At 58.3% G+C, this 21897-nt stretch carries 19 protein-coding genes; 7 read left to right on the top strand and 12 right to left on the bottom strand.

Features of this window, described 5'->3' with window-relative positions:
* Positions 1-185: 185 nt before the first annotated feature.
* The gene (locus AC1D1M_RS28250; protein ID WP_477778222.1) at positions 186-1076 is read right to left on the bottom strand and encodes a LysR family transcriptional regulator; all 891 of its coding nucleotides are present in this window, start codon (positions 1074-1076) and stop codon (positions 186-188) included.
* A 136-nt stretch (positions 1077-1212) separates the two neighbouring features.
* Here AC1D1M_RS28250 and AC1D1M_RS28245 point away from each other — a divergent pair, with 136 nt between their 5' ends.
* From AC1D1M_RS28245 to AC1D1M_RS28235, 3 genes are read left to right on the top strand one after another with little or no spacing between them, the layout of a single operon-like run.
* Positions 1213-1953 (top strand): SDR family oxidoreductase, encoded by a 741-nt coding sequence (locus AC1D1M_RS28245; protein ID WP_477778221.1) that lies wholly within the window; start codon positions 1213-1215, stop codon positions 1951-1953.
* A 34-nt stretch (positions 1954-1987) separates the two neighbouring features.
* Complete coding sequence (locus AC1D1M_RS28240) at positions 1988-2497, top strand: DUF1097 domain-containing protein (RefSeq protein WP_477778220.1); 510 nt, start codon at positions 1988-1990, stop codon at positions 2495-2497.
* A gap of 26 nt (positions 2498-2523) precedes the next feature.
* Complete coding sequence (locus AC1D1M_RS28235) at positions 2524-3429, top strand: SDR family oxidoreductase (protein ID WP_477778219.1); 906 nt, start codon at positions 2524-2526, stop codon at positions 3427-3429.
* A 92-nt stretch (positions 3430-3521) separates the two neighbouring features.
* Here the strand turns inward: AC1D1M_RS28235 and AC1D1M_RS28230 are convergent, their stop codons facing one another.
* The 7 genes from AC1D1M_RS28230 to AC1D1M_RS28200 form a co-directional block, all read right to left on the bottom strand.
* Complete coding sequence (locus AC1D1M_RS28230; RefSeq protein WP_477778218.1) at positions 3522-4934, bottom strand: aldehyde dehydrogenase family protein; 1413 nt, start codon at positions 4932-4934, stop codon at positions 3522-3524.
* Positions 4935-4938: 4 nt separating this feature from the next.
* Positions 4939-5988, bottom strand: coding sequence for a homoserine dehydrogenase (locus tag AC1D1M_RS28225; protein WP_218497897.1), 1050 nt, complete (start codon positions 5986-5988; stop codon positions 4939-4941).
* Between the two features lie 176 nt (positions 5989-6164).
* The gene (locus tag AC1D1M_RS28220) at positions 6165-6602 is read right to left on the bottom strand and encodes an Lrp/AsnC family transcriptional regulator (protein ID WP_477778217.1); all 438 of its coding nucleotides are present in this window, start codon (positions 6600-6602) and stop codon (positions 6165-6167) included.
* Between the two features lie 22 nt (positions 6603-6624).
* Positions 6625-8004, bottom strand: a complete 1380-nt coding sequence (thrC, locus tag AC1D1M_RS28215) for a threonine synthase (protein ID WP_477778216.1) — start codon at positions 8002-8004, stop codon at positions 6625-6627.
* A 16-nt stretch (positions 8005-8020) separates the two neighbouring features.
* The gene (locus AC1D1M_RS28210; protein WP_477778215.1) at positions 8021-8911 is read right to left on the bottom strand and encodes a LysR substrate-binding domain-containing protein; all 891 of its coding nucleotides are present in this window, start codon (positions 8909-8911) and stop codon (positions 8021-8023) included.
* A 60-nt stretch (positions 8912-8971) separates the two neighbouring features.
* Positions 8972-10402, bottom strand: coding sequence for an amino acid permease (locus AC1D1M_RS28205; protein WP_477778214.1), 1431 nt, complete (start codon positions 10400-10402; stop codon positions 8972-8974).
* Positions 10403-10558: 156 nt separating this feature from the next.
* Entirely contained in the window at positions 10559-11836 is a 1278-nt protein-coding gene (locus AC1D1M_RS28200; protein ID WP_477778213.1) for a cystathionine gamma-synthase family protein, read from the bottom strand.
* 344 nt (positions 11837-12180) lie between these two features.
* Between AC1D1M_RS28200 and AC1D1M_RS28195 the strand changes: the two genes are divergently transcribed.
* Together AC1D1M_RS28195 and AC1D1M_RS28190 are read left to right on the top strand one after the other, a co-directional pair.
* A complete protein-coding gene (locus tag AC1D1M_RS28195; protein ID WP_477778212.1) occupies positions 12181-12708 on the top strand; it encodes a VOC family protein in 528 nt (175 codons plus the stop codon).
* A gap of 8 nt (positions 12709-12716) precedes the next feature.
* Entirely contained in the window at positions 12717-13517 is an 801-nt protein-coding gene (locus tag AC1D1M_RS28190) for an SDR family oxidoreductase (protein ID WP_477778211.1), read from the top strand.
* Here AC1D1M_RS28190 and AC1D1M_RS28185 read toward each other — a convergent pair.
* Positions 13478-13825, bottom strand: a complete 348-nt coding sequence (locus AC1D1M_RS28185) for an alcohol dehydrogenase catalytic domain-containing protein (RefSeq protein WP_477778210.1) — start codon at positions 13823-13825, stop codon at positions 13478-13480. The two genes, AC1D1M_RS28190 and AC1D1M_RS28185, sit on opposite strands and share 40 nt — an antisense overlap.
* Positions 13822-15561 carry an FAD-binding protein gene (locus AC1D1M_RS28180; protein ID WP_477778209.1) on the bottom strand — a complete coding sequence of 580 codons (1740 nt, stop codon included), beginning with the start codon at positions 15559-15561 and terminating at the stop codon, positions 13822-13824. Before AC1D1M_RS28180 ends, AC1D1M_RS28185 begins: the two co-directional genes overlap by 4 nt.
* Positions 15562-15728: 167 nt before the next feature.
* On the opposite strand from AC1D1M_RS28180, the gene AC1D1M_RS28175 reads away from it, so the two are divergent.
* A complete protein-coding gene (locus AC1D1M_RS28175) occupies positions 15729-16337 on the top strand; it encodes a TetR/AcrR family transcriptional regulator (RefSeq protein ID WP_477778208.1) in 609 nt (202 codons plus the stop codon).
* A 189-nt stretch (positions 16338-16526) separates the two neighbouring features.
* On the opposite strand, the gene AC1D1M_RS28170 is transcribed toward AC1D1M_RS28175, so the two are convergent.
* Complete coding sequence (locus tag AC1D1M_RS28170) at positions 16527-17954, bottom strand: GGDEF domain-containing protein (RefSeq protein ID WP_477778207.1); 1428 nt, start codon at positions 17952-17954, stop codon at positions 16527-16529.
* Positions 17955-18449: 495 nt separating this feature from the next.
* On the opposite strand from AC1D1M_RS28170, the gene AC1D1M_RS28165 reads away from it, so the two are divergent.
* Complete coding sequence (locus AC1D1M_RS28165) at positions 18450-19886, top strand: NAD(P)-binding protein (RefSeq protein WP_477778206.1); 1437 nt, start codon at positions 18450-18452, stop codon at positions 19884-19886.
* Between the two features lie 142 nt (positions 19887-20028).
* Here AC1D1M_RS28165 and AC1D1M_RS28160 read toward each other — a convergent pair whose 3' ends face one another.
* Positions 20029-21480, bottom strand: coding sequence for a DUF1254 domain-containing protein (locus AC1D1M_RS28160; protein ID WP_477778205.1), 1452 nt, complete (start codon positions 21478-21480; stop codon positions 20029-20031).
* Positions 21481-21897 lie beyond the last annotated feature (417 nt).

Below are 21897 nucleotides of genomic sequence, written 5' to 3'. Positions count from 1 at the left end.
TAACGCCATGCTCCGTATTGCCTTCTGCTTCGGTTAACAGCATCGGCATCCCTGATTCCCGGGCTGAATAGTTGATGGCTACATCCCTGCACTATTCATCCTCGCAATGTTGATCGATGCGGGTAAGACATCCGGTCAAGTCACACCTCTAAAGTTCGGTGCCGGCTTGGCGCTCAGCCCCGACTTCAAAGCGCCTTGGCGAACACCTCACCCAACCAGTCCACAAACACCCGCACCCGTGGTGACATGTGGCGGTTGTGCGGATACAGCACTGAAACCGGCATCGGCGGCGGAGGCAGGTTGTTGAGGATTTCCTTCACCAGGCCCTGAGAAATCTGCGTTTTCATTCGGTAATGCGGGCATTGGATCAAGCCCAGTCCGGCAATCGCCGATGAGGCATAGATCTCCGCGCCGAACACCGATATCGCGCCGTCAATGGGCACTTCCTTCAGCTCACCGTCGACCATGAATTCAAATGGAAACAACTTGGCGGTAGTGCGTGAAACGTAGTTCACCGCGCGGTGGTTTTTCAGGTCTTCGAGGGTTTTCGGTTCGCCGTATTTGCGTAGATACGCGGGACTGGCACAGGTGATCTGGCGCAGATTGGCGACACGTTTGCCGATCAGCGCCGAGTCCCCCAGCGTACCGGCGCGCAGCACGCAGTCGACGCCTTCGGCGATCAAGTCGACAAAGCGGTCCGCCTCACTGATGGACAACTCGATTTCCGGGTAACGGGTCATGAATTGCGGCAACGCTGGGATAACAAAGTGCTTGGCCAGCGTGCCATGCAAATCCACGCGCAACCGTCCCTTCGGCGCCACACCGCGGAACGCCAGTTCGGCCTCTTCCAGTTCCGCCAGCAACTGCACGCAACGCAGGTAGTACGCCTCGCCATCCAGCGTCGGACGCACCTTGCGGGTGCTGCGCTCCAGCAATCGCGTGCCCAACCAGGCTTCGAACTGGTTCAGCGTGTGGGTCAGCGTCGCGCGTGGCAGGTTCAGGTCATCCGCGGCCAACGTAAAGCTGCTGCGCTCGTAGATCCGCACAAACACCTTCATCGCTTTGACTTGATCCACGTTGAACTCCTGGTCTTCGATTGTTGGTAATTATTGAACAGTAAAGCCAACTCTCGTGAATTTATCACCGGAAGTAAACATGTGAATCTAGCTCCATACCGAGCAAACCACTCATTACTTCAAAGGAATCACCGCCATGACTACTCATACATCGAAAGTTGCCATCGTAACCGGCGCCTCCCGCGGCATTGGCGCGGTCATCGCCAAACAACTGGCCAGCGAAGGTTTCGCCGTCGCCATCAACTACGCCAGCAGCGCCAGCGAAGCCTCGAAACTGGTTGTTGAATTGCGTCAGAATGGTCACCAAGCCATAGCGATCAAGGCAGATGTCTCCAAGGTTGACGACGTGCGTCGGATGTTCGACGAAACCGAAACACAACTGGGCAAGGTCGATGTGCTGGTGAACAACGCCGGCATCCTCAAGGTGCTGCCACTGGCGCAACATAGCGACGAACTGTTCGACCAGAACTTCAACATCCACGCTCGTGGCACCTTCAATACCCTGCGTGAAGCCGCGACTCGCCTGAACAGCGGCGGCCGGATCATCAACTTCTCCAGCAGTACCGTTGGCATGAACCTACCGGGCTACGCGGTGTACATCGCCAGCAAAGCGGCGGTGGAATCCCTGACCCAGGTGTTCGCCAAAGAAATGCGCGGTCGCAGCATCACCGTCAACGCCGTGGCACCGGGCCCGGTCGCGACCGACCTGTTCCTGCACGGCAAGAGCGAAGAACAGATCCAGACCTTCGCCAAGATGCCTCCGCTGGAGCGTCTGGCCCAGCCAGAAGACATTTCCCGCGTCGTTTCCTTCCTGGTTGGCCCTGATTCGGCCTGGGTCAATGGGCAAATCCTGCGCGTCAACGGCGGCCTCGTTTGAACCGTTCAACCCAACCTTGAAAGGAGTGATGATCATGAGCCACCCAGCCAACACCTCGCCCCGCACCGGGCAATCGAAACTGATGTTCACGCTGTTTTCCGCCGTCGCTGCTGCCACCGCCGCACTGGCGGCTGGTTCCAGCCTGCTGCTGACTCTGCCGGTCTGGGCGATGTTCGTCGGCTGGGTGGCGTTCTTCAGCCGCGGGCTGACCTTGCGCGATGGCCTGGTGAATCTCGGTTGTGTGCTGATGGGCATCGCCTTCGGCATGGGCGCGGCGCTGAGCATCGGTGCCCTGGCACCCACGCTCGGCCTGTTTGCCCTGCCGATCGTGGTGTTTGTCGTAGCGATGGTCGTGGTGTCGCTGCGGGCCACACGGACGATGAACAATATCGTCGCCTACTTCCTCGGCCTGATCGCCTACTTCGCCGCGCACCTGGAACCGTCCCTGGAAAGCTTCGCCGAACTGGGTGGGGCCGCCGGCCTCGGCTCCTTTGCTGGCTGGTTATCCCATGCCGTGCAACAACGTCTTCCTCGTCGTGCCTGACACCATCTTTAGCAGAGGTTATTCACATGAAATCGATCATTCTGATTACCGGTGCCTCAAGCGGTTTTGGTGCACTGACTGCCCGCGCCCTCGCCGACGCCGGTCATACCGTCTACGCGAGCATGCGTGAAACCCTGGGCCGCAATGCAACGCAGGTGGCACAAGTGCAGCACTACGCCGACCAGCATCAGGTCGACCTGCGCAGCGTCGAACTGGACGTCGCCTCAAGCGAGTCGGTCGAGGCCGGCGTCGCGAAAATCATCGAGGATTGCGGTCGGCTGGACGTGGTCATCCATAACGCCGGCCACATGTCCTTCGGCCCCGCCGAAGCCTTCACCCCGGAACAATTCGCCCAGCTTTACGACATCAACGTATTGAGCACCCAACGGGTCAATCGCGCCGCACTTCCGCAACTGCGTAAACAGGGTAAAGGCCTGCTCGTGTGGGTGTCCTCCAGCAGCGCACGCGGTGGTACCCCGCCCTACCTCTCGCCGTATTTTGCCGCCAAGGCCGCCATGGATTCCCTGGCCGTTTCATACGCCGGTGAGCTGACACGCTGGGGCATCGAAACCTCGATCGTGGTGCCGGGGGCGTTTACCAAGGGCACCAACCATTTTGCGCATTCCGGTTCGCCGGCCGACCAGGCATGTGCTGCCGAATACGACAACGGCCCTTATGCCGGGTTGCCGGAGCAAAGTCTTAAAGGACTTGCGGCCCTGGAACCGGCCGATGCCGATGTCGAGGAGGTGGCCAAGGCCATTGTCGAGATTATCGGTATGCCGGTCGGAACCCGACCGTTCCGACGTCACATCGATCCATCCCAGGACGGCGCGGAAATCGTCAACGCCATGGCCGACCGAGTGCGTGCCGAGATGTTCCGCCGCATCGGCCTGGAAGATCTGCTGCACGTCAGTCAGCCGTTACAACCTTAATCAACCGCGCCACAGCCTTTCAGTAATGCGCATTGGGCAGGTGACCAAACCTGCCCAATGCAATACGACCTGACCAATCTGTCGTGAGTCGCCTAACCCAACGTGTTCAAACACACCACCTTGGGTTGAGTCATTTCCTCGTAGGCAAAACGTACGCCTTCCCGGCCCAGGCTACCGTACTTGGAACCGCCAAACGGCATCGCATCGAAGCGGTAGTCGGAAGAGTCGTTGATCATCACTCCCCCGGCTTCGATCCTCCGTGCGGCGCTCATCGCGGTTGCCAGATCATTGGTGAAGATCCCCGCATGCAGGCTGTATTCGGGTTCATTGGCCAGTGCGATGGCCTCATCGAAACTCTCGAAGCATTGCAGTACCACCACCGGAGCGAAGACTTCATTGCGCCAGAGTCGACTGGCGTGATCGACGTTTTCCAACACGGTGGCGGCGTAGCACGATCCTTCACGCCGATGGCCGCAGAGCAACGTGGCGCCCTCTTGCAAGGCCTCGTTCACCACTTGCTCGGCATTCTGCGCGGCTTGCGCAGTAATCATGGGGCCGATATCGGTATCGGCCAGCAATGGGTCGCCGACCACAAGCGCACGGGCCTGACTGACAAAACGCTCTCGGAACGCTTCATAAATCGACGCCTGAATCAGCAAGCGCTGGGTGCCTATGCAGTTCTGCCCCGCTGCCCAAAAGGCTCCGGACACGCAACTCTCGACAGCCGCCTCAAGGTCGCAATCGCCCATGACAATTACCGGCGCATTGCCGCCCAGATCCATGGCCAGTTTCTTCAACCCGGCCGTGCGGGCGATCTGCTCTGCGGTGACGAAACCGCCGGTGAAGGAAATCATCCGCACCTCACGGGCGGCGACCAACGCCTTGCCCAGTTCCGCGCCGCCGGTGGCGACGGTAACCACTGATTCAGGCAAGCCTGCTGCGACCAGGTAAGACACCAGTTTAATGGCCGACAAGGGCGCGAGCTCGGATGGTTTGAGAATCACCGCGTTACCGCCCGCAATGGCCGGACCAAGTTTATGCGCCACCAGGTTCAACGGATCGTTGTACGGCGTGATCGCAACGATCAGGCCCAAGGGCTCGCGAGAAAACCAGCCCTGACGCGATTCGGAGCCTTCATAAGCGTCAAACGGCACCACCTCCCCGGCATTGCGCCTGGCCTCCTCTGCCGACAGCTTGAGGGTGTTGACGCAGCGTTTGACCTCCTTTTCCGCCTGTTTGAGGGTCTTTCCGGCCTCGTCGACGATCAGCCTGGCAAACACGTCGGCATCACGTTCGATGTTGATTGCGGCTTGCTCAAGAATGCGAGCCCGACGATGACGCGCTAACGCGGCGCACGCTCGTGCACCACTGCGTCCCGTCTCCAACAACTGCGGAACTTGCGATGCACAGACATTCGTTACGCTGCCGATGACGGAACCGTCATAGGCGTTAAAGACTTCAATGGGCGGCTCTACGATATCCAGAACCAGGCGCGATAATTTCACAGGCTTACTCCTGGTTGCGTGCAATGGATTGATGGATGCTGATGATGTCCGAGAGCAGCGCAAACGCTGTTTCCGTGCGCCCTGCTCCCGGCCCCGAAACTGTTACCGCACCGAGCAGTTGCGAGGTAAACGACACCGCATTGGTCGCGCCGCCAACACTGGCCAGCGGATGGTCGTTGTTCAACAGCCGCGGTTCGACACTGGCACTGATCGAGCCGTCGGCATGGCGCATCGCCGACCCGATCAGCTTCCAGCGAGCGCCGTCCTGCCGGGCTTTTTCGATGTCGCCAAGGCTGAGGGACGAAATGCCGCTGCACGTGACGTCGCTGACCGTCAGCTTCGCGTCCAACAGTTCATTCGCCAGGATCACCACCTTGAGGCGTACGTCATGACCCTCGACATCTGCCGTCGGGTCGGCTTCGGCGTAACCCAGCTCCTGAGCCTTGCTGACGGCCTCGGCAAACCCCAGGCCGCCTTCCATGCTGGTCAGCACGAAGTTGGACGTGCCGTTGAGAATTCCTTCAAAACCGACAATGGAGCTGCCGGCCAGTGCCTGCCTGGCCAGGCGGATAACCGGCGTGCCGCTCATGACCGAGCCTTCGTATTCAAAGGCGACATGCTTGCGTCGAGCCAGTGCCTTGAGCTCGGCGCCGTGCAAGGCGATCGGGCCCTTGTTGGTGGTGACAACATGCTGGCCGCCCTCCAGCGCCCAACGGCAGAACGAAGTCGCCGGTTCACCGTCCACCGGGTTGGTAAACGTGGCTTCAACAATAATGTCCGCGCCGCAATCCTTGATCACCGCTTCATTGAGGGCTGTGACGTCGCCACCCGACAGTTGCGCCAATGCACCTTTGACTGCCGGCAATTGGGCGAGCACATTGGCGTCCAGCCCTTCGCGGCCAATCACCGAACCGAGAAACAGGTCAGTCACGCCGACGATTTTCAGGGTGAAACCCAATTCTGTTTTCCACTGTTCGTTACGTTCGGCAATCAGCTGAGCCAATGCCCGGTTAACACCGCCAAAGCCAACCAGCGCCAATTTGTATTCAGTCATTTTGTTATGCCCTTGATCCGGGTGATGGGTTGTTGGGCACTAGGTTAGGGCTGAGTCCAGGGCAGTGACATAGGCCAATTTGCTCTATTTTGTGGGCGTTTTGACCACAGTCATGACATTGCTTCAGACATAAAAAAAGCCAACACAGGTTGGCTTTTGACGGTACGAAAAATGGGCTACACGACAGACGACAGCACAAAGGAGGTCACGGTGTTTTCTACACCAGGCAACGCGGCAATTTCAGTCCAGACCTTGTGCACCCGCTGCGGGCTCGCAGCGCCCACCCGCAGCATCAGGTCGAACTCGCCGCTCATGACATCGCACTGGATGACTTCCGGAATTGCCCGCAGCGCTTGCAACACTTCCGCCCCCCGCATCCGGTCGTAGCGATAAACGAAAATCACCGCGTTGATGTTCGACGTCGCTTGTCGCCCCTCCCCCGTGCGTACGGTATATCCCTGTATTACCCCGTCGCGTTCAAGTCTTTCTATACGCTGGCGCACCGCATTGCGTGACAGATTGACCTTGGCCGCCAGCTCGGCGTGTGCAGCCCTGGCATTGAGCTGTAGTTGCGCGATGATGTGTTCATCGAGAGGGTCCAGAATTCGCTTCACTTGGCCTCCTGTTGTCGCGCCTTCACAGCGCGCCGAGCAGTTCATGGATGGTATCGAGGTCGTCCGGTTGAATCCGGTAAACCTGCGCCTGTCCTAGCGTCGCGACCTCAGGGTGCAGCCCCGCCACACTGATGCCCAACTCGCCAAGCAGTGCCGCCGACTTGACCGGTGAGATTTCCCCCAGGGTCACCATTGGCGCCACCAGGCTTCGCCGATACAACCGGGCGGCCAGCACACCAGTGGCCGTATGCGGGTCGATGACGTATCCCGTGTCGCGATACAGCGAGGTGATTTCCGTCAGCGTCTGCTCATCACTGACCGCGTAGGAGTCGATGATCATCCGTGCCTGCAACCAGAACTCGTTGGCGATGACCATCTCGCCGCTGGACTCGAACGCAACCATCAGGGCACTCACCGCCTGATCGTCACGCCCGTAGAGCTCCCAAAGGAACCGTTCCAGATTGGAAAAGATCGACAGGTCCATGGCAGGCGAAAGCGTCTTGTTGGCTCGTGACCTGCTGTAGTGGTTCTTCTGAAACAACTGATGCAACGCGTCATTCTGGTTGGTCGCAACAATCATCTGGGTAATCGGCAGGCCCATTTTTTGTGCGATGTAGCCTGCATACACCTCGGCAAAACTGGCCGCCGGTACGCTGAAACCAATCGGTCGCTGGCCGCCTCCCAGTTGCAACACGGCGTGGAAGTAAAACACCAGTTGCGCCAACACACTGACCCAGTTACTGGAGTTGAAACTGATCACCTCGTACTGCGCATACGGCCATTGTCGGAACAGCCGGGTGACGATGGTCTGGCACTCGTCGAAGCTTCCGTTGACCGCGAACTGATGAACCCTTGGGTGCGCCGCTGCTTGCAAATGCTGGAGTTGGTCCCGGGGTACGCCCGCCTCCGGGTAAAACACCACCACGGAGGTGCCCTCGCAGTGCTTGAACGCCTCGATGGCCGCCAGCCCGGTATCGCCGTTGGTGGCACCGATCACCACCCCGCGACGCCCGCGCTTGCGCAGAAAATACGGCACCAGTCGTGCCTGCAATTGAGCGGCAAAATCCTTCGAGGAGCGAGTCGGCCCGTGGAACAGTTCGAGCACCCACTCGTTACGATCGACCTGATGCAAAGGCGCCAGGGAACGATGGCTGAATTGACTGCCAGCCTCTTTGAGCATGCGCTTGAGGTCTGTCTCGGGGATCGCCTCCCCCACAAACGGACTGATCACTCTGTAGGCCAGTTCGTCATAGGGCAAGGTCGACCAGTTGGCGATGTCCTGCGATTCAAACAGCGGCAGTTCGAGCGGTACGAACAGCCCACCGTCCTCGGCAATGCCAGACAATACGACCTGTTCGAAGTCGACCTGCACGGCCGAATTTCGGGTACTCACATAACGCATGGTTGGCTCCGGCCATTCATTTGAAACGATGTGCCTGCTCGACCAGCCAGGTGGAAAACATCACCGCGTCGGGGTGCTGCTCGGCCCCGGAACCGCGCACAAGGTAAAAAGACTCACTGGCTTCGATACGCTGGGTAAAGGGTTCGACCAACCGTCCGTCCTGAAGCATCTCCTCCACCATCGAGGACCGGGCCAGGGCGATCCCCTGCCCTAACTCGGCCATGCGCAAAGTGGAAATCAATGTGTCGAACTGCATGCCGGTCGAGGAGTCGACGGTGTCCGCACCGACCATGTTCAACCAGTAACCCCAACCCTCTTCGTAACCCAGAACATGCAACAGCGGATGGTGCGACACGTCCGCGGGGGCCATCAGCGGCGACCTTGCCATCAGGTCCGGCGAGCAGACCGGGAACAACGTGTCCCAGGTCAGGCGCTGCGACACCAGGCCGGGCCATTGACCGTGGCCCCAGCGAATCTCCATGTCATCCTCACCGTCCAGTTCCTTGACCCAGATATTGCTGATGTAGCGGATATCGACATGCGGATGCGCTTGGCTAAACCCCGCCAGCTTGGGTGCCAGCCAATGCACGAAGAACGCCAGGCTGCCACGCACCTTGATCGGCCGAAGTTTGTGCTGGCCAAAAATCTCGTTGGTCCCCACTGCCAGTCGCGTGATCGCATCCTGAACTACCGGCAGATAAGCCTGGCCTTCCTCGGTCAGTCCCAGGCCTCGGGGCAAGCGCTTGAACAGTGCCACCCCAAGATGGCTTTCCAGTTGGCGGATCTGCTGACTGACCGCGCCCTGGGTCAAAAACAGCTCTTCGGCAGCATGGGTGAAGTTCAAACAGCGGGCAGACACCTCGAATGCCCGCAGCCAGTTCAATGGGGGTAGCGTCTTTTGCTTCATGGCTTGAACCTCTAGGACGCCCCCTCCACCGAGCACGCTTGCCCATCCCGTCGATGCTGACTAGAACGCGTCGGACGGTTGTGCCAAGGGGGCAACCGCCAAGCGTCGCTCGCGGCTTTTGCGGGTAATGTAATACACGAAGTAGCACCAGGCGATGAAGGGCAAACCGAAGTACAACGCCACACGCTGCTCCGGATCGAACGCAATCCCGACACACGCCAGACTGCAGCAGACCAGTGCTCCCAACGGCACCCATGGATAACCCCGGACACGGAATTTCAAGTCGCGGATGTCACCGCCGTTGGCCACATAGTGACGGCGGAAAGCAATCTGGCTCGCAGCGATGCTCATCCAGACCACCACGACCGCCAATCCGGAGATCGACACCAGCGCCAGATAGATGGTGTCGGCGGCAAACACGCTGCTGAGCAACGAGGCAGCCCCACCCGCCATGCTGACGATAATGGCGTTGAGCGGCGTACCCATGCGAGTCAGGGCCGAGAACCGCTTGGGCAGATGACCCTGGTCACTCAGCGTCCAGAGCATCCGTGACGCGGCATACAAACCGGAGTTGGCGGCCGACAGCAAGGCACTGATGATCACGAAGTTCATGATATCTGCCGAATATGGAATCCCGATGTAGGTGAACACCGTGACGAATGGACTCTCTACCAGGCCGGCCTGCTCACGGGGTAACAGCGTCGCCAGGACGAAAATGGTACCTACGAAGAAGATCGCCAGGCGCAGCACGGTCGTGCGAATGGCGCGCGGCACGTTGCGCTGCGGATCCTTGGTTTCCCCAGCGGCAATACCGATCAACTCAGTGCCGGAGAAGGCAAAAGACACCGCCAATAACGTCATGGCTATCGGCATGACTCCGGTAGGAAAAAGTCCTTCGCGAGTGAAGTTGCTCAACCCGATACTGTGGCCCTGATCGATGTGCAGCAGACCGAGAATCGCGCCACCGCCGATCATCAGAAACACGATGACGGTCACCACTTTAACCAGTGACAACCAGAACTCGGTCTCAGCGAACAGGCGCACCGAAATCACATTGGTCAGAAACACCAGACCCGCAAATAGCGCACTCCAGATCCATACCGGTGTATCCGGGAACCAGCGCACCATCAAGATACCGGCGGCGGTGAATTCAGAACCGATGGCCACCGTCCAGGTCAGCCAATACAACCAAGCCACGGTATAGCCGGTACCAGGCCCGAGAAAACGGGTGGCGTAGGTACTGAATGAACCGGTTTCCGGCATCTGCACCGCCAGTTCGCCCAGGCACATCATCACCATGTAAACCATGAGCGCGCCGATGATGTAAGCAATCACCGCGCCCAAGGGCCCGGCCTGGTTAACCGTGTACCCGGACGTGAGAAACAGCCCGGTACCAATGACGCCGCCTAATGCCAACATGACAATATGCCGTGTTTGCATTTCCTGTTTAAAACCGGAACGCGAATGAAGTTGTTCTTCTTTTATGGACATGGTTGTTCTCATGAAAGTTATTAGGGCACGAATTAACGTCTGCAATGACTGACTGGGCAGAGTAAAAACAGGTCGCCACTAAGTTTTATTATTATTCCACTTCATGAACGCCCCACTCACATCCTTGCAGTGAGGTTTAACGCTAACGCTAACGCTTCAGCCTGCAACTTCGGCGCAACTTTCATTGATTGAAAGCTGCGTGTTTGATTGTGCGGGTTCGTTGCCCGCCCCCCTGACAAATGCGAACGCCTGTTTCAGGTCGTCGAGCAGATCATCAGTGTCTTCGATGCCGACAGAGATCCGCACCAGCCCTTCTGAAATACCCAGGGCCAGTCGTTCCTCCAGCGTGTTCTCGACATGGCTGGTGGTCCGGGCCGGACCGTAGATGGTTTCCACCGCGCCGAGATTGCCCGCGCAGTGGGCGAATCGCAGTCGTGGCAACAGCACCTTGACCGTGTCCATACCGCCCACCACGACAAAACTGACGATTGCACCGAAGCCGGACATTTGCGCGCACGCTACCGCATGATTCGGATGGCCGGGCAAACCGGGATAATTGACCGACTCCACCAACGGTTCGACGCAGAGGTACTCTGCCAGTGCACGGGCACTGCGTTGCTGCTGACGCATGCGCAGCACCAACGTTTTCATGCCGCGAATGATCAGGTAGGCGGAGAACGGGTCGAGCGTCGCACCGTTGATTTCCCGGTAATGACGCACCTTGGCCATCAGCAATTCGCTACCGCACACCAGGCCGCCAAGCACGTCGCCGTGGCCGCTGAGAAACTTGGTCGCACTGTGAATGACCACGTCCACACCCAGCGCCAGGGGGTTCTGATTCAACGGCGTGGCGAAGGTGTTATCCGCCACCACAATGGCGCCGACACGCTTGGCGGCAGCCACCAGACGCTCGATATCGAGTATTTTCAGCGTCGGGTTGGTCGGTGTTTCCAGATACACCAATTGGCAACCCTTGGCGATTTCACGTTCGATTTCTTCGTGATCGAACGTCTCGCACAACGTCACGTTCACACCGGTGCGCGGCAGGAACTCTTCGAAAATCTTGTTGGTGCCGCCATAGCTGTCCTTGGTCGACACCACCCGATCGCCATGGGCCAGGAAGGTGTAAAGCACGCTGCTGATCGCCGCCATCCCGCTGCTGAACGCCACGGCAGATTCGGCCAGCTCCAATTCGCGAATTTTTGCCTCGAGGGTCTCGACCGTCGGGTTGCTCATGCGGCTGTAAATAAAGCCTGGCGCCTTGCCCAACGCTACGTCGTACCAGACGTCGATATCGTCATAACCATAGGCGGCACTGACCACGATGGGGGTTTGAGTAGCATTGTAGGGATGCCTGACTTGCTCCCCGCCCCACACTGCCCGGGTCCCCGAACCCGCATTAACAAACCCTGCGCTGCCTGGTTTTTTATTCATAAAGACTACTCGCACTGAGGGTGGCGAATGTTGAGTCACTCACCGGATCTGGCGGCCAATATAGTGAAAAGCAGCGACTGCGAGAAACGATGTTATCGGTGCCAAAGGGCCGTTTTTTTTAATGGCTATGAATGCGTAGGACCAAGTGAATTACAGCTTTCGCCACAGGAAATAATCAGCCAAAAGCACTCACTCAAAATGTCGCACATTGATTATTTTGTGCCATTATGCTTGGCGCATATCTTCTTTTTTGTGCCATAGCGCCAGTCAACTAACAGAACCCTCCTAAAAGTGATGGGTTCGCTGGCACCCTCCCCCAATGACAAAACTCCCAAGGAGGCGTCATGAGCAGTGCATTGCTTGGTCCGATCAGTCAGATCGGTTATCTGGTCGAGAGCCTGGAACAGAGCATGGAACGCTGGCGACAGCATCTCGGTGTCGGACCCTGGACGCTCTTTCGCAACGTCAGCCTCGAAGGCAAGTATCGAGGTGAGCCGGTCACGGTCACGATTGATGTCGGACTTGCCTACCAAGGGGATATCCAGATCGAGTTGATCCAGGTGACCAACGATGCGAAGTCGCCCTATCGAGATGCTGAAGGCCAGCCCATTCGGGGTATGCACCATGTCGCCTGGGTGGTCGATGACTTCGACCAGACGCTTGCGCGCCTGACCGCGACCGGCTTGCAGATGGTTTTTGAAGCCAGCAACCCGGCGACACGCGTGGCCTATTTGGAAAACCAATCGGAGCCCGGAGTGCTCTACGAAGTAATCCATGGCATTGGCATGCGCGAATTGATCCAGCAGGGCATTGCGGCCGCCAGGCACTGGGATGGCACGGATGCGGTGCACATTATCGATGTGGGGGCGTGAGGGGCAGCATGTCGAAACGACTTGAAGGTAAAGCGGCATTGGTGCTGGGCGTGGCACCCGGCAACATCGGCGAAGCCGTGGCCCGACGCTATGTCGAACAGGGCGCGCGAGTGCTGGTTTCAGGGCGTCGCGCCGATGCGGTGGCGGCGGTTGCGCATTCGCTCGGGGTGCCCTGGCTGGCGTGCGATATCACCTCGCAGGCCGAGGTCGACGATCTGGTGGCGCAGAGCAAACAGTGCCTTAACGGCCTGGACATCGGCGTCAATGCCACGGGCTGGGGGCTCTTGAAACCGTTCCTGGAACACAGCCGCGAAGACCTGGAAAAAATGAACGCGGTGCAATTCACCGGTCCGTTCCAGTACTTTCAGGCGCTGCTGCGCAACATGCCGGCGGGGGGATCGATTATCCAGATCTCGTCGGTCACGGCCAGCATCATGTTCGACGACCACGCCGCGTACATGGGCACCAAGGCCGGCATCGACCACGTCATCCGCTGCATCGCCCACGAATTCGGCCAGCAGGGTATCCGGGCCAACTCCATTGCCCCCGGTGGCGTTGCCGATGCGCCGATGTCGGGTGGCGGGCTGCTGCACCCGTCTATCGCTGCCCTTTATCACCGTGAAATCCCGCTGGGGCGCAGCGGCGTATCCGCCGAAGTGGCCGATGCGGCACTCTGGCTGGCCAGCAACGAGTCCAGCTTCGTGACCGGTCAGGTCATTCATGTCAGCGGCGGTCAGACGCTGCGGCGCAACCCGTCTATTGCCGAGATCTATGCGGCGGCAACGGCGAACCCCGAGCAGCGCCTCTGACAAGCAGGTTGCCAAACCCAGGCACGGCCGGCGTTACCGGCCGTGCGACGGTTCAGGGTTTGATGATGACTTTGGCCGACTGCCGTGCCCACCACGCGGATCACCCCGGAGAACTCATGCCCCAATGGCATCGGTGCCCCATCGCGGCGAATGCCCCCGCTCTCATAGAAGCCCAGGTCACTCCCGCAAACACCGCGCGCGGCGACTTCGATCAGCACATCTGCCTCCCCCAGGGACGGCAAAGGGACTTCGTCCACCCGCAGGTCTCGAGGGCCGTGGAGTCTTACCTGTTTCATCATATGGGTCATTGTTCAGTCCTGTTGGTCGATGACGCCGATTCGGCGGCGATGTGATCCGCAGCGATGAAGGCAAAGGTCATCGCCGGGCCAATGGTCGAGCCGGGGCCGGGATAGGTCTTGCCCATCAGTGCCGCCGAGGTGTTGCCCACCGCATAGCAGCCGACAATGGCCGAGCCGTCCGGGCGTAGCACGCGCGCGCAGGCGTCGGTGCGCAGCCCGCCTTTGGTGCCCAGTTCGCCGGGATCGATGCGCAAGGCATAGAACGGTGCGCGATCGATCGGGCCAAGGCAGGGGTTGGGTTTGCAGGTGGTATCGCCGTAGTAGCGGTCGAACAGGTTGCCGCCCTTGCCGAACTGCGGATCAACGCCAGCGGCGGCGTATCGGTTCATCTGCAAGAGGGTGGTTTCGAGCCCCGCCGCGTCCACGCCGATCTTCGTCGCCAACTCCGCCGGTGTGCCGGCGCGGTAGATCACGTTGTCGAGCCAGCCGGCGGGGATCTTGCTGTCTGGCTGCACGCTGCCCGGCAGCAATACGCCGCAGGGATAGCGCTTGCGGTATTCGGCATCGAATATCAGCCAGGCCGGTGCGTTGGCCTGGGTGCGCTGATGGTCGGCATACATCGCATAGATGATGTCCGTATAGGGCGCGGCTTCATTGACAAAGCGCTGCCCCAGTCGATTGACCATCACGCAACGGGGTGCCGCACGCTCGACGAACAGGGCACGCTGGCTCGACTCCCCTGGCACCCTCACCGTCGGAGCGCCCCAGGTGTGTTCCATCAGCGCCACCGCACCGCCGACCTCCACCCCGGCGCGAATGCCGTCGCCATGGTTTATCGGCGGCGCCGCCGTCCATTGGGCCTGTGTGGGCTGGGGCAGATACAGTTCGCGCATCGCCTGGTTCGATTCAAAACCGCCACAGGCAAGCACCACACCGTGCCGCACCCGCAGGCGTTGAGTGCGCCCCTCGCGCAGCACATCGATGCCGACTACCCGGCCCTCATCCAGTTGCAATGACTGCATCGAGGTTTGCAACCACAAGGGAATACCTCGCTCGGCCAAGGCGGCGCGCAGGCTCGCTACCAAGGCATTGCCAAGCGTCAGGCGGCGATCTCGCCGGCTGCGTCGACGCCAGCGAAAATCACTCAGGTAGCGCAACGCCAGCCCAGCGGTCAGCAGCAGCCAGCCGCGCTCCTTGGCAAGGATGGTGTGGGCCTCGACCTGGGTCATGGCGATACGCCCGCCAATCAGGGTCGCCGGCGAAGCCGCCCGCAACAGCTCGAAGTGTTCACCCAGGCGTGCCGCGTCGAATGGGGCCGGCTCCATGGTGCGGTAGCCGGGCTTGCCACCCTTGCGGTCCGGGTAGTAGTCGGGGTAGCGCGGCACTGCGCGGAAGTTCGTGCGCGCCTGGCGTGCCAGGTACTCAACCATTTTCGGGCCATTGTCGAGATAGGCGTCGATGCGCTGCTGATCAAAATCCTCTCCAACCACGTCGCGCAGATAGCTGATCGCTTCGTCGTATGAATCGCTGCCCCCCAGTGCGGCAATCTGGTCGTTACACGGAATCCAGATCCCGCCCCCGGATACCGCCGTGGTGCCGCCATAGACATCACTCTTTTCAATCGCGAGTACCGACAAGCCGTTGTCGTGCGCTCGCAGCGCTGCGGTCAAGGCGCCGGCGCCCGAACCGACAATCACCACATCAAACTCATCGTCCCGGTTTGAGTCCTGCTGACTTCTCGTCATGGCTACGCTTCCCGTTAAATAGCTGGCTCTATGTCACACTATTTTGTATCTGTGCCAAAGATTGGCACGAAATGGATTTTTGTGCCATGCCATGTGAAAATCGGGCTCAATGGCTTTTCCCAAGGGCCGGGCACGATTGCCCGCCCCCCGAGCGCGTGAAGGTGCAAATGAGTCGACAATTACGCTGGGGTGATGCCAGCAGAATGGAAAACGCCAGCGATGGCCGATCGCTGATCCTGCGCGCCGCCCTCGATGCGATGATTGCCGAGGGCGCCGAGGGTTTTTCGATCGATGACGTGGCCCGCGGTGCCAACATCTCGCGCCGTACCCTGTACCGGTATTTCGGTTCCAAGAAAGAGCTGATTCAGGCTGTCGTCAGCGCAGAGAACGCTGCCTTTTTTGAGGAAATGCAACGCTCGCTGAATGAGTTCGAGGGTGACTTCGAGGCCTATCTCATAGAGTGCGTGTGTTTCTCCGTACGCTACCTGGACCGTCATAACGGCGGCTTCCACCATAGCTACCTGACGAAGAACTCAACCCTGGAGGTGTTCACCTACATCCTCGAAAACATTGCACCGATGTGGCGTGATTTGCTGGAAGAGCCCTATCGCCGCTATGTCGAGGGCCATAACGCATCCGTCGCCTCGCTGGAGAACATCATCGCGCTGATCAGTCGAATCGGGCTCGCGTACTGTCTCGTTCCTGCCGATGAACAGGCAATTCGTGAGCAATTGGCCATTCTTCAGCCGACGCTTACTTGCAGGGAAGCTCTTTGAGTAAGAGATTGATCCTGCGTTCTGGCCGAAAATTTAGCCAATCTGTTGCGTCGACCGGTTGAATCCACAGCCAAAAGCGATCGTATGTTGTGAATGGTGCGCTCAGAATGTGGAGATCGAATAACGCCCGATGCTGTGACGCAAAGCTGGGTATAGGTGCCGACGCTTTCAGCGACATCGACATCATGGTCAAGGCAGAGGTTGGAGGCTGGTTTTGATGGTAGTGACCACACGGTTACGGCCTTCGTGTTTAGCGTGATATAGGCGTTGATCGGCTGTACGCAGAATTGCCTCGATAGTGTCGCCGTCGCGGCCAGATTGCGATACGCCGATGCTAACTGTGACCACAGTTGACCGCGGCAGGCCATGAAAAGAACTATTTGCAACGGTGCTTCGCAGGCGTTCAGCAATTACGTGCGCGCCTTCAAGTGAAGTTTGAGGCAGCAGTATCATGAATTCTTCCCCGCCCACTCGGGCTACGCCGTCATATGGCCGGATCGAATCGAGGCATTTCTCCACGAAACTCTTCAGGATGTCATCGCCAACCTGATGCCCGAAGCGATCGTTGATGGACTTGAAATTATCCAGATCGAGTGCCAACACGGAGAACGGCGCACCACCGCGCTTGGTCCGGCCAATTTCGATTTCGACCCGCTCCATGAAGCGACGCCGATTATCAGCACCTGTCAGTGGATCGGTCGCCGCAAGGTGCCCGAGTTCTTGATTGGTGCGCTGGAGTTCCTGCAGGGCGCTCTCGGTGTACGCCATTGCTTCGGCAAGTCGCACCATTAACTCCTCTTGGCTGTAAATCTTCGAGAACGACCGCGTGGTGAGGAACGCTTGCACTACCCCATAGCTCAACATGAAGAATCCACCGGCGAAGATCGCATGAGCGAGCCACCACATATGGTTCCACGGACGTGCAAGGATGAAGGCGAAAGATGACAGCGCGAACGCGGTGACCGAGATGACAAAAATCATCATCAGCGGCGAACGGATACGGCGCAGCAGGAGCATTATCACGGTCAATGTGGAAAGAACGAGGGCACCACCTTCCATCGAGAGGCGCACCGAGAGATCGCTGGCGATCGGCGAATTCGCGACGTACGCCACTGCCACGTCAACCAGCAGGAACAGTCCTATCCAGGTCAACCACGGGCGGGCTTTCATTCGTTGGTCCGCGACATCTGGTGGGCGGTGGTACGACAGCATTCCGACTAACAGCAGAATCGACATAACCAGTCGAGAGGCCGGTCCATAAAGCAGGAAGAGCCAGATATTGTGGTGTGCTTGCCCAGTGAACACACCATGCAACGCGTAGATCAGTACAAAACCGAGAAAACCAAGCGTCATCCATCGCAGCAGCGGATCTCCCGATGACTGATAGCAGCGCCACGTTACGTAAGTAACAAACAAGCCTGCCAAGGTGGCTGTCGTGATCGCAATTATATGGATCAGGTGATTTTCGAATATAAGGGAGGGGTCTTGAAAGAAGTATAAGTAGCCAATCAGATAGGCCGGAACAAACGCAAATCCCACGAGCAGCAAGTAGGCGTAAATCTTGACCATGAGGCGAACAGCTTCGGGTGGCTCGCCGGTGGCGATGAGATTGCTCATGGCTCCCTCCAATTTCAATCCATTTAGCCAACACCGGTCCGGTGTTGGAGGCGCCTGCATGCCAACGGTCCCTGGCATCATTACGCAGATATGGGATGGACCGATCTATGGAATTTCAATATTAGACTCCTTACCAATTTCTGCTGCAGAAGCAGGTAAAAATGTTCACGCGAACACAATTAACCAACAACGAATGTCTCGTTATTCTCATCGGCCAAGGGTTCGCTGTCCTTCCTGAAAATCAGGTGGACACCATCCCTGGACTAGCGGAGTCAGCCAGATGACTTTGCCGGACGCGTACAGTTAATTGCCCCAGTCCTACAGCTCCCCGCCAACGCAAGCGAGAAGCGCGTCGCAGGATGAGTGTCATGGGATTGAGAGAGTCGTTAAATCTGTTGGCTATTTAGGTAAGGAACAACTGTTCTTTTACGATAAGCGAAAAGAACTAGCCTGATTCGATGGAGGCGTGTATTCACCCGTCATTAGGGCATACCTATGAACACAACCACCATAGCGACGGATTATCTGGTTATCGGCGCGGGGGCAACAGCTATGGCCTTCGTCGATACATTGCTCGATGAGTCGGATGCGAGTGTGTTGATGGTGGATCGACATGCTCAACCTGGTGGACATTGGAACGATGCCTACTCGTTCGTCCGCTTGCACCAGCCGTCTGCCTTCTATGGAGTTAACTCCTGCGAGCTGGGCTCCGGCCAAAAAGACGAATCCGAATGGGGCGGTGGCTTATATGAATTGGCCTCAGGCGCCGAGATTGTCAGTTACTTCGATCAGCTTATGCATCATCGATTCTTGCCGTCAGGTCGGGTGCAATATTTTCCGATGCACAACTACGAAGGTGATCGCAGCAATAATCATTGCATTACATCTTTGGTCACCGGCGAAAGTAACCTTGTCCAGGTGCGCAGGAAGCTAGTGGACGCGACTATTGCACAGACAGCCGTTCCTTCGACCCATCCACCGCATTACCGGATAGAGCCCGGTATACGGTGCCTACCGCTGAACGACTTGCCAAAGATCAGACAGCCTTACTTGCGTTACGTTGTGGTGGGAGGAGGAAAGACCGGCATCGATGCCTGTCTGTGGCTGCTGCAGAATGGCGTGGCACCCGGCAGGATTCAATGGATCGTTCCAAACGATCCCTGGCTGCTGGATCGCGCCAACCTTCAACCCGGCCAAGAGAATGTTGTACGGACAATCGGTAGCCTCGCGAACCAGTTCGAATCAATAGGTGCTGCAGATTCGATCCCAGACCTATTCCTCAGACTCGAAAGCGTCGGCGAACTGGTGCGCATCGATAAAGCCGTCGAACCCACCGCCTTCCGCGCTGCGACCATTTCACAGGGTGAATTGCGTGCACTACGGCGCATAAGCAATGTAGTGCGCCTGGGGCGGGTTTGCGCGATTGAAGCCAACCGTATATCCCTCGAAAGGGGCAGCATCGCTGGAGATCCCGACGCCCTTTACGTCGACTGCAGCGCAAGCGCTGTCCCAATTATTCCTGATGGAATCGTGAAAGCATTTGATGGCAATCGCATCAACTTGATGACAGTAAGCAGTTATCAGATCTTATTCAGTGCCGCAGTAATCGCATACGTGGAAAGTCACCTCGACGATCAGATGCAGATGAATAAACTATGCGGGATTGTCCCGCTACCACGCTCACCGGTGGACTGGGTCAGAATGTGGGCCGCTTATCTTGGCAATCAACGGCAATGGAAGAACCACGCGGGGTTGTCCAACTGGCTTGCGCAGTGCCATCTGCACCTTTTGCCGATAGTGATGAGAAGCCTGCAGGAGGGGGATCCTGAAAAGCTGGCAGTGTTGAACCGATTTACTGAAGCTAGAAAGAAAGCCTTGGAAAATATCCCCAGGCTCTTGCGGGCCGTAGAAGGTTCAGCGCAAGAGTCCTGAGCGAATGAATTGGGTCGGTTGTTGCCTACTCCCGCAGACAGAAATCGGCCAATAGCAGCCCTTGATGATTGGCTGCTATTGGCAAAAAGGTAGCACAAGCCGACACCGACCTACGGCGAGTGTCAGCAATGGGCCGCAAGATTTACTTCGTGACCACCAGCGCCGGTGGCTGCCAGCTGCCGTCGCCAGCGGGAAGAATCGAAGGCGGTGCGGTCTTCGGCCAGTAGAGGCGCATTACCAGAAAGACCGTGTCGTCAGGCGCGGGCAACCAGTTTGCCTCCTTAGCCTTGCCGGGGGAGTCTTTCTGGATGTACAGCGTCAGTGAACCATCCGTGTTTTTCTTCATCGCCGACAGCATCGGCGAATTGATCAGGTAACGGTTGAGCGGATTCTTGACCAGCAGCTGGCTCTTGCCGTCGTACATGGTCACCGACCAGAAGGCATTGACTGGCGGCAGTTTGCCGGCCGGGAAAGTCAGCGTGTAGTTGCGCTTGCTGGTATCCAGCGTCTGGCCGGTGCCGTCGGTGCGCGTGTTGGGATACATCGCCTCGACGGCGTCGTTGCCGTAGAGGCCGCCTTTCGCGGCACCAGCACGCTTCAGCCAGTCGGCCTTGTAGAACGTTTGGTCGCCGAAGTACGCGCCGACGTTCCAGCCGTTGATTATCTTCGTCCCGCTCGCGAGGAACTTGTCGACCTTCTCGTCACCGGCCTTCATCCCGAGCAGGACCACGGCCTTGTGCTCGAGCGAGAGGTCCTTGAATTCGAAGCTGCGACCGGGTCCCACCCCAATGCTCGCCAGCTTGGCCCGGATCTCCTGGTCGTCAGCCGATGGCGGCACATACTCCATCGCGGCCGACAAGTACTCGAAGAAGTTGGCCTTGATGCCTTCCGTCGTAGCCGGCACGAAATCAATCTTCGGCGCAGTGGGCGGCGCGGGTTGATGGAGGAAGGCGGACAGCGGCTGGACCTTGTAGCCCGCTTGCACCTTCTCGACATTCGGCATGTCCTTGGCATTGTAGAGCTGAGTCCGAATGGCGCTCACGGCGAAGGGAGTGGTCGAGGTGAAGACTTTTTTGATACCGGGAGGGGGCGCGCCTTTCCAATCGGGACCGACCACCATGTATTGGCCTGGCTCGCTGCCGGTGGCACGGCTGCCGATGTAACCGTAGTTGTAAGTGTTGCCGTCGATCATCTGCACCGAGTAGTAACGCCGCTTGTCCACTGCCGGCACCGAGATCACCATCGGCTCCGCGCGCAGGTCCAGCCAGACAAACGAGTACGGGGTGTCGCTGTTCGGAGTGATGATGGCCGTGTCTTGGTAGGTGAAGACGCGAGGCTCGTTCTTGATCTGGTTGAACGGCGCCTTGTATTGCGGGCCGCCCTTGTCCACAGCATATTCGTTCATCACGGCGTAGTTCATGACCAGCGGTAAGCCGTAAATAAAGCCTTCCTCGGCGATCGCCTTGGTCTGCTCGAGACTCGGCGCGGGTACGCCCTTGGTCACATCCGTCTTGTCTGCCTGCGTGATCGGATCGTTCTTGCTCGCACACCCCGCAAAAAGCGTTGAACCCACTACGACGAGTGCGGCAGCCATTGTCCAGCCCCGGTTAGACTTCCTGTTCATTTCCACCTCGTTAGTTTTGAGCAAGCTGGCACCGTGAGCGTTCATGGCCACGGTGAAATAATTTGAATGCTTGAAACCCTCCCGACTTTTTTCAGTAGTGCCAGGTCATGTGGGCGATCAGGGCTTCAATCCAGGCGTTGTCGAACTCGCCTGATACACGATTGCCAGACAAGGTTTTTTGCTGATCGACTGGCATGCCCCCACCCAGACCGCGACCCACTGAAATTCAGGTCTATCTCTTTACTTAGCGACTGAGTAAATCTTGTGGCGAAGCGTCTACTCACACGCTCAGGGAGTGTAGATCACAATAAGCCAGCATCCTCTTGCGCAGCTGAGCAGCTCAGATTTAGTTCCGTAATATTTACGCGCCGCCGTTACGGATCATTT

It is taken from the genome of Pseudomonas sp. P1_F7 (genome assembly GCF_056405655.1).
This window is presented reverse-complemented; position numbering and strand designations above follow the sequence as displayed.